13 protein-coding genes are annotated in these 12,477 nt (G+C 43.6%); 12 read left to right on the top strand and 1 reads right to left on the bottom strand.

Annotation, left to right across the window (positions count from 1 at the left end):
* The first annotated feature begins 12 nt into the window (after positions 1 to 12).
* The 7 genes from R7P69_RS13795 to R7P69_RS13765 all read left to right on the top strand — a co-directional run bounded on the left by R7P69_RS13795 (position 13) and on the right by R7P69_RS13765 (position 7,005).
* Entirely contained in the window at positions 13 to 1,326 is a 1,314-nt protein-coding gene (locus R7P69_RS13795; RefSeq protein ID WP_005377756.1) for a TolC family outer membrane protein, read from the top strand.
* Complete coding sequence (locus R7P69_RS13790; protein WP_053303115.1) at positions 1,319 to 1,939, top strand: OmpA family protein; 621 nt, start codon at positions 1,319 to 1,321, stop codon at positions 1,937 to 1,939. The genes R7P69_RS13795 and R7P69_RS13790 overlap by 8 nt, the downstream gene beginning before the upstream one ends.
* The gene (locus tag R7P69_RS13785; RefSeq protein ID WP_238952316.1) at positions 1,929 to 2,771 is read left to right on the top strand and encodes a phosphate ABC transporter substrate-binding protein; all 843 of its coding nucleotides are present in this window, start codon (positions 1,929 to 1,931) and stop codon (positions 2,769 to 2,771) included. The genes R7P69_RS13790 and R7P69_RS13785 overlap by 11 nt, the downstream gene beginning before the upstream one ends.
* A gap of 178 nt (positions 2,772 to 2,949) precedes the next feature.
* The gene (locus R7P69_RS13780; RefSeq protein WP_226083633.1) at positions 2,950 to 3,723 is read left to right on the top strand and encodes a DeoR/GlpR family DNA-binding transcription regulator; all 774 of its coding nucleotides are present in this window, start codon (positions 2,950 to 2,952) and stop codon (positions 3,721 to 3,723) included.
* 11 nt (positions 3,724 to 3,734) lie between these two features.
* Complete coding sequence (locus R7P69_RS13775; protein ID WP_226083632.1) at positions 3,735 to 4,775, top strand: oxidoreductase; 1,041 nt, start codon at positions 3,735 to 3,737, stop codon at positions 4,773 to 4,775.
* On the top strand, positions 4,772 to 5,242 hold the full coding sequence (locus tag R7P69_RS13770) for a heme-degrading domain-containing protein (protein ID WP_033905228.1): 471 nt from the start codon (positions 4,772 to 4,774) through the stop codon (positions 5,240 to 5,242). Before R7P69_RS13775 ends, R7P69_RS13770 begins: the two co-directional genes overlap by 4 nt.
* A gap of 185 nt (positions 5,243 to 5,427) precedes the next feature.
* Positions 5,428 to 7,005, top strand: a complete 1,578-nt coding sequence (locus R7P69_RS13765; protein ID WP_005389121.1) for a sensor domain-containing diguanylate cyclase — start codon at positions 5,428 to 5,430, stop codon at positions 7,003 to 7,005.
* 51 nt (positions 7,006 to 7,056) lie between these two features.
* On the opposite strand, the gene R7P69_RS13760 is transcribed toward R7P69_RS13765, so the two are convergent.
* Positions 7,057 to 7,614: a DUF3750 domain-containing protein gene (locus R7P69_RS13760; protein ID WP_054730819.1), complete on the bottom strand. Its 558-nt coding sequence runs from the start codon at positions 7,612 to 7,614 to the stop codon at positions 7,057 to 7,059.
* Between the two features lie 480 nt (positions 7,615 to 8,094).
* Here R7P69_RS13760 and R7P69_RS13755 point away from each other — a divergent pair, with 480 nt between their 5' ends.
* The 5 genes from R7P69_RS13755 (at position 8,095) to R7P69_RS13735 (ending at position 12,425) form a co-directional block, all read left to right on the top strand.
* The gene (locus R7P69_RS13755; RefSeq protein WP_238952317.1) at positions 8,095 to 8,457 is read left to right on the top strand and encodes a hypothetical protein; all 363 of its coding nucleotides are present in this window, start codon (positions 8,095 to 8,097) and stop codon (positions 8,455 to 8,457) included.
* A 35-nt stretch (positions 8,458 to 8,492) separates the two neighbouring features.
* Positions 8,493 to 8,957 (top strand): GNAT family N-acetyltransferase, encoded by a 465-nt coding sequence (locus R7P69_RS13750; protein WP_238952318.1) that lies wholly within the window; start codon positions 8,493 to 8,495, stop codon positions 8,955 to 8,957.
* Positions 8,958 to 9,205: 248 nt separating this feature from the next.
* Complete coding sequence (locus R7P69_RS13745) at positions 9,206 to 10,624, top strand: SLC13 family permease (RefSeq protein ID WP_017634015.1); 1,419 nt, start codon at positions 9,206 to 9,208, stop codon at positions 10,622 to 10,624.
* A 3-nt stretch (positions 10,625 to 10,627) separates the two neighbouring features.
* Positions 10,628 to 11,965 carry an ATP-binding protein gene (locus tag R7P69_RS13740; RefSeq protein ID WP_005389108.1) on the top strand — a complete coding sequence of 446 codons (1,338 nt, stop codon included), beginning with the start codon at positions 10,628 to 10,630 and terminating at the stop codon, positions 11,963 to 11,965.
* Entirely contained in the window at positions 11,952 to 12,425 is a 474-nt protein-coding gene (locus R7P69_RS13735; protein WP_005377744.1) for a response regulator, read from the top strand. The genes R7P69_RS13740 and R7P69_RS13735 overlap by 14 nt, the downstream gene beginning before the upstream one ends.
* Positions 12,426 to 12,477 lie beyond the last annotated feature (52 nt).

The raw sequence follows: 12,477 nt of genomic DNA, 5'->3' as shown, positions 1-12,477 counted from the left end.
TAAGGATATAAGATGCGGCTTAAATCAACGTTATTGGTCTTGTTTGCAGTATCATCGTCGCCAAACGCTTTGACTTTAGAAGAGTCAGTTACGTTATCTCTCGATAGCTCCCCCAGTTTGCTTGCTCGCTATTCTCGCTATGAGTCGATGGTACGAGACCGAAATGCCATAAATGGTTCATTTCTTCCTCAGGTTAATTTGTATGCAGCAGCAGGGTACGAAGGTACTCGATATAACAACGGAAACTACATCGACAGTGAAGATAGAACATTAGAAAGAACGGAGATGGGCGTAAGAATCTCCCAACTGTTATTTGATGGATTTAAAACAAGTGCTGATGTTGATCGCCTATCTTACGAGGCTGAAGCTGAACGCTTGGACTTATTGGCATCTGCGGAAAATGTTGCATTAGATACTGTCAGAGCGTATGTGGATGTTTTACATGCCCGAGAGTTGATGAAACTGACAGAAAGAAACCTAAATGAACACCAAGAGATCTACCGTTTCATTCTAGATAAAAAAGAAAAAGGTTTAACCAGCAACTCCGACTTAGCGCAGGTTTCTTCGCGTGTCGCGACAACACAGTCCTCATTGATTGCCGCCCAAAACAATCTTTCCGATGCTAGAACAAGATTTGTACGTTTGGTTGGTCGAGCGCCGCAAAACTTAGTTGAACCTGTTTACCCGCAGGAGTTGCTTCCGAATAAGCTTGACGAAGCACTCAAACAAGCGGTTAGGTTGCACCCATCCATACAGTCAGCGATGAAAGATTTAGAGGCGGCTCGACATGAAGTAAAAAGAGAAAAGGGGGATTACTACCCAGAGCTCAAGCTTGAGCTGTCAGCCAACAAAACAGACAACGTGGATAATATTGAAGGCATTAACGAAGATGCAAAGGTTATGCTGACGGTCAACTACGATCTTTTTAACGGCTTTTCTACAGACTCCCGAGTGGAGTCATCTGCCTGGCGAGTAGAGGAGGCGAGGGCTATTCGAGCAAATGCAGAACTAGATGCGAATGAAGGTGTAAGGCTGGCATGGGACGCACATACATTGCTTCAACAGCAAATGGAGTTTTTAAAAGTCAACGTTGATGCGGCGAAAGTAACTGAATTAGGGTACATCCAGCAGTTCAATGTAGGGCGACGCAGTTTGTTAGATGTATTAGATGCCAAAGTTGAAACGTTTGTTGCGAGACGGAACTACACCCGAACAAAGTACGATCATTTGGTTGCCACTTACCGTTTATTCAACTCGATGGGGATTCTGACTTATGCGTTGCGAGTTGAGTATCCAGAGAACTGGAAGGAGAACAATAATGGATAAATTCGCAGTGACGAGTCTTCTAGTTTTCATGTTAGCAGGCTGTGCTGAATCACCGAATACGACGTTGACCACTTACCAGTACAACGACCTTAAAGACAATGATAGTGATGGCGTGATAAACCAACGAGATAACTGCGCAGATACGCCAAAAGGTGTGGTTGTTGACAGTGAAGGCTGTGCGAATTGGGTCAACGACTCGCAGACACACCTGATCAGCTTTTTCTTTGCGATGGATGAGCATCAGGTAACGCCATCTCATGATATGCCGCTAAGCGAGTTGAAAGCACTGCTTCAGAGTAACCCAAATGCGCAAGTCATACTGATAGGAGACACAAGCCCTGAAGCGTCACTCGAATACAACAAAGCGTTGGCAAAGAAAAGGACGGCAGCTATACGAGAATTGCTAGTGAGAAACGGCATTCAAGATAATCGAATTGAAGAGCAAGAGTTTTATCAGAATACGGCATTGACGGTACAACTAAAAAAACGGGAAAGGCGCACAATTGCTGTTGTAAACACGAAAGCTGAAAGTACTGAACAAGCGTGGACTATATTTAGTTCGGACAGCGAGTTGACACCTAATTCGAAGTTGGAGCTGAATTATGAAAATTAAAGTCTTGCCTTTCCTTGCTCTAACTTCATGTTTGATTTCACCGCTGGCATTTGCTGACTCTGAGGCTCGAACATCGATTTTTGTCGAACCAGAGATACTAGAAACGATAGAAACATTGATAGATGAGCCAAGTGTAAATGTAGCGCTTGCATCTCAGTCTGGTGGTTTTAACGACATGCTAAATGACGGAGCCTCTATTGCGATCACATCTAAGAAATGGTCAGATGAAAACATCTCCCGATTTCAACGAGAAAGAGGCCACAGGCCTACACGTTTGTTTTTAATGGCAAACGCTATTGTCGTAATCAATAGTCAAAAGAGTACGGTAGATAGTGTTTCCGTTAGTGAATTGAAACGCTGTGATGCAAATACGTATGCTTTCGGGGAGATGCGTTTAAGTAACCCAGATGTGAGCTCTAATGGTTGTCAATCATCGATTCAAATGCTTGATGAAGACCGATTGAAACGCGCTTTAAGTGACGACTTTTCAGCCAAAGCTTATATGCAATACTCCGATTTTAAATACTCAGAACAGTGGTCGAGCTACAAGGCTCTCTCTGTTCATCATAACGATGACTCATGCTCTTTGAGCACAGATTGCATCTATTCTCTTCGCTATCCATTTTCCGAGGTCTATTACGTTTATATAAATAAACAATTCGACACCAATCAGAAAATCACAAAATCAAAACTATTTGAACTCCTTACAACCGACAACAATACACAACAGGTACGAAATGCTGGGTTTATTCCACTACCAAAAGCGCTTATTAAAATAAATAGGGTGAAGTTAGGGCTAGATGAGCCAGTTGTTTTAAACGGGTATAAATAAACTTCATACGCCTAACTATGTGGGCTTGAGTGAACGTACCGCTCTAGGAAGTTTTGCCTTGCTGCTCATTTATCTTTGGTTAACCTTTGGTCAATTGAGTTGGTTGTAAGTGGTTTTGTTGGTAATTTTTCTATTATTGTGGCAAGTTCACTTAAAATCACTTAAGTACATTTAAGTTATGACACAAGAAGAAAGACTCGTAGCACTCAGAGCGAAGCTGGAGCAGCAAAACAAAGTAACGTTGTCTGAAGTTTGTGAGTACTTTGGTATCTCGCGAGATTCAGCTCGCCGAGACTTAGTTAAGTTGAGTCAGCAACCTGGGTTACAAAGAATACGAGGTGGTGTCATGCTTGCGCCGATCTCTTCCCATACCGAGGCATACGCGAGTCGACCCGTGAGTGACGTTAAACATCGACTAGCTCAAGCTGCCGCAGCGTTGTTGGATGAGCGCGACCATCTTGTTATTGATACCAGCACCATTTTGTCTCTGCTCCCACTCTATGCAGGAAAAGCGCGTTGTGGAGAAAACAAGCTCAACGTTGTCACTAACAGCATTGATGTGCTGACCGCTGCTGAGACAAACGACACAATGGACGTTCATTTCTTAGGCGGACACTTTGACCCTTATGCCAGAGCAGTTTTAGGGGCGCAAGCAGAGCAGCAAATGCAGCATTATCACGTGAACAAAGCGTTCATTGGCGTGTGTGCATTGTCATCCCGAGGGCTGACAACAAATAGTTTGTTAGAAGCAACATTGAAACAAGCGATGATTGCTCAAGCTCAGCAGGTCATCGTCGTTTGTGAATCCCGAAAAATTGGTAGCGACAATTTCCACCACGTATGTGATTTGTCAAAGATCGACATCATTATTACCGATCATCCCCCTCAATCAGATTTTCAACAACTCCTCGATCACAATGATATTGAATGTATTGTTGTGTCACCGAAATAAGGAATCTTAGAATGGCTTACGATCCCGTAAAAACCGCTGTGATTGGTTACGGATATTCAGCAAAAACGTTTCATTTACCCTTCATTAAAGCGCTACCAAATTTAACGCTGAGCGCGATAAGCTCGCGTCAACAGGAGGCGGTTCAAAATGATTGGCCAGATGCTAAGTGGTTTTCTGATGCGAATACTTTACTCGATGATAGTGATGTAGAGCTCGTAATCATTACTGCGCCAAATGACGTACATTACGAACTTGCAAAGCGTGCGTTGAACAATGGGAAACACGTCATCGTCGAGAAACCGTTTGTTACTCGTATAGAAGACGGTAATGAACTTATCGCCTTGGCGGAAGAGAAAGGTCTGGTGCTGAGCGTTTTTCACAATAGACGTTGGGATGGAGATTTTCTCACGGTTAAATCTCTTATCGAACAAGGTAAGTTAGGTGATATAAAGCTATTCGAGTCACACTTTGACCGTTACCGCCCTGAAGTTCGTCAACGCTGGCGAGAGCTAGCCCAAGATGGTGGTGGTATTCTATTCGACCTTGCTCCTCATCTTCTCGATCAAGCATTGGTGTTGTTTGGCTTGCCAGATGCGATAGACGCACAATGTCGAATGATGCGCCCGGGTGCGACAACGATTGATTATTACAACTTGATACTTCATTACCCTGAGCATATTGTGCACTTGCATTCAAACTTGTATAGCCCAGAGCCGAATCTCCGCTACAAAGTATTGGGTACGGAAGCTAAATATGAAAAGTTCGGATTAGATCCTCAAGAGGGCTACTTAAAAGAAGGCCGTTTGCCGGAAAACGATGCTTGGTCGGAAGAAGATGAGGCGTTATACGGCGTCCGTTACGACGAAGACGGTGCGCAAACTATCAAAACGGAGAGAGGCGCGTACCAAGCTTACTTTGTTGGTGTGGCAGACGCCATTCGTTTGGGCACTGATAACCCGGTTCCTGCCGCTCAAGCAGTACAGAATATCGCTCTGATTGAGATGGCATTGGAAAGCAGTAAAACGGGTAAAACGATTCAGGTGAAACCATGAGTTTGACGCTTGAACTCGTGGCCCTGCAAGAGCATGAACTTCAGTTGGCCGAATTTAATCACCATATTGCGTGGTCTATCGGCCTCGCTCTAAAAGAAGAGGCTGAAGCTCGCGGCGCGGCTGTTGCTATTGAGGTTTACGGCTTTGGACAAACGCTATTTCAGTACGCGATGGCAGGAACCTGTGCTGATCATTTAGATTGGGTCCGTAGGAAGCGAAACTCAGTATTAAGGTATGGCCACAGCTCTTACTATCTTTCTCTGTACAACAAGCAAAAGCAACGTGATTTCGAAAATCAGCCTCATCTCGATGCTCGTGAGTACTGCGCTCATGGTGGCGCGTTCCCAATTCGGCTTTCTGGGTCTGGTTTGGTTGGGGTTGTGACGGTATCGGGTTTACCGCAGTTAGATGATCATCAGCTAGTTGTGGATATATTAAAAACGATGACAGAGACAAAACCCTCTTAAACGCCAAATATGAAAGTAGCACGGTTTCTTTATCGTGCTACTGAATTCTCTTTTTAGCTCATAAAGTGTTCTTTAATGTGAGCAAATATTAACATTGATCCCAACTTACTACCTGAAAATCAAATCAATTTCATATAACCTATACGCTCATTCATATAGAAAGCCTTCAAAGTTGGCCATTGGCAATGTCTTTTAGAAGAAAAGAAAAACTCAATCTTAGAAATCTTATTGTCACCCTATGTGTGTTCAGTGTGCTTGTCACTTTGATCAACGCATTCTACTCGATTTATCGTGTTCAAAGGGATCTCATCATCAATAACACGTTAGAATCAAACCGTGTTTACGCCCAAAAAATGTCTGAAATGACAGACTCTTTCATAGAAAGCTCAATGTCGCAGCTAAAATACAGTGCGAACGTGCTAAAAGACAAGATGCATGACGCTCAGCTTCTTGATAAAGAGGCTGAGAGATTAAGAACGCAAACCAAATCATTTAACTCTGTGGTTGTCGTTAATGCAAAAGGGGTTATTATTTCTGTATCCCCTGAAACACTTCAGGTGAAAGGTGTAAGGTTAGTGGGTGAAAGAAAACGCCAGTCTTTAAACGCTCAAGCACCGGTTGTTACTGAACCATTTATATCGCCAGCTGGAAATTACTTGTTAACCATCTCATACCCTATATTTTCTCAATCTAATGAATATTTAGGTTATATCGGCGGCACTATTTATCTAGAAAAAGAAAATATTCTTGCAGAGTTACTCAGCCAGCACGCATACAAAGATGGTTCTTTCCTTTACGTTGTCGATGAGAGTAACACTCTGATTTATCACCCAGATCAGTCGAGAGTTGGTGAAGTAATCGACGATAATGAGGCAATCAAAGCGGTGACGATGGGGCAGAGCGGTAACAAAGAAATTGTTAACTCTCGCGGCGTCGAAATGCTTGCTGGTTATGCACCAGTAAAGTCATCAGGATGGGGAATTGTTGCTCAGCGCCCGAAATCGATGACGTTATCTGTGCTAGATGAACAGATGTGGAATGTTTTCCTTAAGTCGATTCCAATTGGTTTATTAACTTTGTTACTAATTTGGTTCTTGTCCCTTCTTATTTCTAGACCACTTTGGCAGTTAGCGGGTGCTGTGCGAGGTGTCGAAGAACATTCATCATCTATCGATGATCTCAAACTGGTTAAGTCTTGGTATTTTGAGGTCTCACATTTGAAGCTTAGCTTTCTTAAAGCATTTGGTATCGTGTCAAAAACCATTGATAAGCTGCAACTGGATACATTAACAGATTCGATGACTGGATTATTGAATCGACGTGGATTAGATAAAGTTCTTGGTTTGTTTAAGCAGGAAAATACCGCGTTCTCTGTTTTGGCGCTAGATATTGACCACTTTAAGAGCGTAAACGATAACTATGGCCATGACGTGGGTGACAACTTACTTAGAGAGTTTGCGCAGTTAATGAAAGACCAAGCTCGCTCTAATGATCACCTGTGTCGTTCTGGCGGTGAAGAGTTTATGATGTTTTTGGAAAAAACAGACGTAAACCACGCTATGGATGTTGCAGAGCGTATTAGACACAATGTGGAACAACATGACTTTCAGGTGGTTGGTAAGGTCACGGTTTCGTTGGGCGTTTCTCACTGGAAAGGCAATGACACACCAATTGAAGCGGTAATGAAAGACGCCGATAATGCACTTTATAAAGCGAAACATAATGGAAGAAATAGAACGGAGTTGGGTGACGACGCACAATAGATATTGCGCTTTATGCTGAACATAAAACGAGCCAGTGACTAACCTTTGCTGTTAATCGCTGGCGTAACCGCTACCAATTGCGCGAAACGGCAAGTTCAGCTCTAATTCTGGAATTTGTTTACCCACCCAAGCCGGAAATGTATTGCTATTTGGCCCTGGAAACAGAGTATATTCTTCAGCCCAAGGGTATTGGTTAATCACACTTTGTATTTTAGGGATAAGTTGGCGGGCCTTTTCACCTTGTATGGAGAGGATCTTTTCTGGTTTTGCACCATACCAATATCGATCTGGCGTCCCAGTTTGGTACTGATATAGAGCGGGTTGTCCGCGATTCACTCTCCAGCCGACTACTTCATACACTGTATATTCGTTCGCATTTTCAGGCTTTATTGCAAACCATGTATGAACAGCAAACCAGCCTCGCCAACCAAACGCGTCTGCGGCGTAAAACTCAATCACAGCATGCTTGACATTGGAAGGATCGGGTGCGATACCCGCAGGTTCTCTGCTTGCGGTACGCCAATCTCCTTGAGTGCATCCACCCAGCATAACCGTGATTGACATGAGCCAAATTTTTACAAGGTGAGTAAAGTTGAGAGGGTCTTTCATTTATTGCTCCTAGACCAACCGATGCTGTTAACGCTCTATTGATTTTAGCTATAAAAACGTGGCAAGTCTGATTGTTGAAATCCTCTCCTTATTAAAAGAGAGAGGGAAGGTTAGTGCCATAACCCCAGTTCATACGTAATAATAAGGTAAGCCGATTTGTAACATGTGGCATAGACGATGCCGTATTTCTCGAACGATTCGTCTAGTTGCGTATGAAAAAGTAAGAGGTTGTATGTATTCCTTACACGGTTACATGAATTAAAAGCATTACAAAACAGACATTTACAGTGATTCATTGCTGGTTGGGTGAGTTTGGGACCCTCACATTGTCTCACATTTGCTTGTTTTGGGCGGAATTTTCATCGCTCATCTTTTTGCGCGTTTAGAGTCGGCGTTCAGCTATGGCACAATAGGCGCTCACAGAACAAGTGCTGTTTGGTCATGCAAATAGCAGAAAAATAACCAGAAATAGAATAATTAATGTTTAAATCAAAAAGTATACTCGCATTAAGCATGTTCGCATTTGGCTGTTTTGCCAATCAAGATAGCGAACCAACGTCCGTTGTGCTGAACTATGGTGATTCCTCCATCAGTACTGATATTCAAGCCAATCGAAAATTTCATGTTGTCCGAGACAATGAAAGTGAGCACGTAGAATTTTCCGGCGGAATCACAAAGGAGTACTCCGATTATATTGTGAATATTCATATCATAAGAAAAAGCAATATACGCAGATCAAGCCGTGAGCTGAATACTACCGTATTGATGAACAGTGATCAGATTGGGAAGCCTTTAGTGATTGGCGTTGAAAGTGATGAGTTCACTAGTATCACTTTGCGTTAATGCTTAGTATTTATTGAATAGGAATGAGGAAATTGATGCTCTCAATACGCTGCTATCGCACCGAGGATGCCCCAACACTGTGGGCACTCTTTTACCATACTGTGCGAATCATTAATCGTCGCGATTACACGGAATCACAAGTTTCCGCTTGGGCACCATCAGATTTTGACCTCGGTGTGTGGCAACACAAAATGGACGATATTCAACCCTACGTCGCGGAGATAGAAGGGCAGGTCGTTGGCTATTGTGATTTGCAAGGTGACGGCTTGATTGATCATTTCTTTTGCCATCATGAATACCAAGGACAAGGTGTTGGTCGTGATTTGATGTCTTTTCTTTTTTCACAGGCGAAAGTACAGGGGATAAAACGACTGTATTCTGAAGTGAGTATTACCGCCCGACCTTTTTACGAGAAAATGGGTTTCACAGTTAAGTCTCGACAACATGTTGAGGTTAGGGGAGAAACCTTAACTAACTTTATGATGGAAAAGTATATTTAACTTAAATAGTGAGCATTTAGTGAGCTTGAACACAGATATAAAATGTTTTCCAATGTGAAAACGAGTTCATTGATCTCGCACCAACGTTTTGTTTGAAAACAGTGTACATAATCTTCTCTGGAACGCCATTACCGCATTTCGTCTCTGAAGGCTTAAAAACAGTCTGAAAGTTTTGGTTTTGCGGCGGGTAATAGCGTTCCAAACGCCAAATGTGTCTGGCTAACCATCTCAGGAAGAGAAGTAGTACTATGCGCCCTTATCTCAAATACGTTGTTCCAACATTGATACCATTGCTTGTTTGGTTGATGCCTCTCTCTGCGTTCCCATTTGATGGCATTACTATCGTCCAGCAAAGAGTGATTGCAATCTTCTTGCTTGCCGCACTTTGCTGGGTATTCGAGCCAATTCCAATCTACGCCACTTCGGTTGTGATCATTGTCCTAGAGCTATTGCTTGTATCAAATAAAGGTATTGTGCTCTTTCGTTTGCAAGAAGGGCAGCCACATTTTGGTGAGCTATTACAATACAACGAGATAATGGCGACCTTCGCTAGTCCGATTATCATGCTCTTCCTCGGCGGTTTCTTTTTGGCTATGGCGGCGACAAAGTACAGGTTAGATGTCAACTTAGCCCGAGTGTTACTCAAACCATTTGGACAAAAACCAAAGTTCGTTATGCTGGGGTTGATGCTGATCACCGCTGTTTTTTCCATGTTTATGTCAAACACCGCAACAACAGCGATGATGTTGTCCATTTTAACCCCTGTGATAGCGGTTTTCGGGCCTAAAGACCCAGGTCGAATTGCATTCGCCTTGTGTATTCCTGTTGCGGCCAACATTGGTGGCATTGGTACTCCAATCGGCACGCCACCGAATGCCATCGCCCTAAAATATTTGGTTGGTGACAACTTAATTACGTTTGGTGAATGGATGGTATTTGGTGTGCCATTTGTTATTGTGATGATGGCGTTAGCCTGGTTTCTGATTGGCTTTTTGTATAAAGCCGAACAAACCACCATCGATCTGAACATTAAAAGCAAGTTTTTGAAAACACCCAAAGCAATAATGGTTTACGTCACCTTTGCCGGCACGATTATTCTTTGGTTGATGGGTTCTGCACATGGAATGAATTCTTACACAGTAGCATTAATTCCGGTCGCAGTGTTCTCACTGACGGGCATCATCAACAAAGAAGACTTGAAGAAAATCTCTTGGGATGTGCTTTGGTTGGTGTCAGGCGGTATTGCTCTGGGCCTTGCTCTAGATAAAACCGGGCTTGCGAAGCTGGTGGTACACAGCATTCCGTTTGATCAGTTCTCGCCATATGTTGTCTTGTTTGGTGCGGCTTTCTTGTGCTTGTTAATGGCAAACTTTATGTCGCATACAGCCACCGCAAACTTGCTGATGCCGATTATGGCTGCGTTAGGTACCTCTATGGCTTCGTTAACGCCTCTCGGCGGTGAAGTTACTCTGATCTTAGTCGTGACATTTGCTGCTTCACTCGGTATGTCGTTACCAATCAGTACGCCACCAAACGCGTTAGCTCATGCAACAGGGCATGTCGAGAGCGGCCAAATGGCTCGTATCGGTGCTGTGTTAGGCGTGATTGGCGTATTACTCAGCTTTGTGATGGTGTGGATTTTACATACTGTTGGGCATATTGGATAACCCATGTACGAAACGAAGTTAGACGCGTTAGTACAACGCTACTTTAATCACCTTGAACGCCGATTAACGGTTTTATCCGGGTCAGTGCTTATTGAGCAAGCTGGCTACAACGATCGCTTGTACTATGTGCTGTCGGGAGAACTGGCGGGCTATTACGCGGAAGATGACAAGAAACCGATTCAGGTATTTTCTGCGTCTCAAGGTGCGTTTATTGGCGTACATAGTTTCTTTTCTGGTACGTGGACTGCCTCTTCGACAGTGATTGCTCAAACCGATGTTGAATTGGCTTGGATACAGCGTGATACGCCCGCCGTGGAAGAGGCGACATACGGACCATTGACGACACAATTTATGCCTGTGATGGTTAACGAATTATCTCGTCGTCAACGGCGTGCAATGCAAGAGGCATTAGCTAAAGAAAAAGCGCTACAAAAGCTTCATACCGCAGAGCAAATGACAACGTTGGGGCAGCTTGCAGCGGGTATTGCTCATGAGTTGAACAATGCGATAGGCGTTGTAAGCAGTAAATCAGAACGGCTAGAGACAGTTATCATGGAACTGCTTGAAGAAGTTCATCCGGAAGCGAGTCAATTTTTTGATTTTGGTTTAATGCAAGGGCAGAAAGTCTCTTCTAGCGAAGCGAGAAAGCGGGGGCGCCACTTCGAAAAATACTACGGTTTAACCAAGGAGGTTGCTCGTGATCTTGCGCGAGCCGTTCCAAATAACTTCCTTTCAGAACATTGGCTAAAAAGACCAGAAGAAGCGATACGTTTCTGGCAAATGGGGCGAGATCTCCATGACTTACGCATCGCTTCTAAACATACCGTTGGCATTGTGCGATCCGTAAAACAATTGGGGCGCACGGATATCGACTTGGATGAAGCGATTAACATCAATGATTCAATCAATCGCGCCTTGGCTCTATTGCAAAGTGACTTAAGACGAGTGAGTGTTCGTTTTAGCCCTGCGGATTTACCTGCTTTTATTGGTTCTCAAACCGAACTCGTCCAAGTTTGGGTAAATATCTTAAAGAATGCGTGCGATGCACTTGGTGAAACGGAGAAACCCGGTATCGAAATACATACTCGGGAGAGTAAGGGTAAAATTTTGGTCACGATTGCTAACAACGGACCAGAAATTGATGAAGCGACACGTAGAAAAATTTTCCGGCCAAACTTCACCACTAAAAAGGGGGGATTGTCGTTTGGTTTAGGGTTAGGTCTGTCGATTGTGAAGCGCATTATCGCCGGATATAACGGCTCTATTGTAGTAAAGAGCGACAGTGAAAAAACGATTTTTAGAATCAAGTTACCAGTAGAGGGTGAACATGGAGAAGCTTAATGTAATTTGCGTTGATGACCAACGAGAGGTACTAAGCGCGGTTCTACAAGATTTAGAGCCGTTAAATCAGTGGTTGAATGTCGAAGACTGCGAATCAGCAGGTGAGGCTCTAGAACTGATGGATGAATTTGATGCAGAAGGCGAGATGATCGCATTGATTATTTCCGATCATGTGATGCCAGGTAAAACGGGAGTAGAGCTGCTGACCGATGTATCAAAGGACGGTCGTTTTGGCTTTACGAGGAAAGTGCTTCTTACCGGGCAAGCGACGCACACCGATACGATTAATGCGATCAACTCCGCAGGCATTGACCGCTACTTTGAAAAACCATGGCAAGCAAGCCAATTAATAGAGTGCGTTAGAAACCTGGTGACCCAATATATCTTTGATGTGGGCTTAGATTACACTCAGTATCACGAACATTTAGATCAGAGTGTGGTGTTTGAACGTCTACGTTAATCGGGGGACATTAAGCTTGTTTTCGTCACGGCCAGTTAGTGTCTGAAATCTA

Source organism: Vibrio sp. 661, assembly GCF_033339315.1.
GTDB lineage: Bacteria > Pseudomonadota > Gammaproteobacteria > Enterobacterales > Vibrionaceae > Vibrio > Vibrio alginolyticus.
The sequence above is the reverse complement of the archived record's forward strand: the minus strand, read 5'-3'. Positions and strand labels throughout refer to the sequence as shown.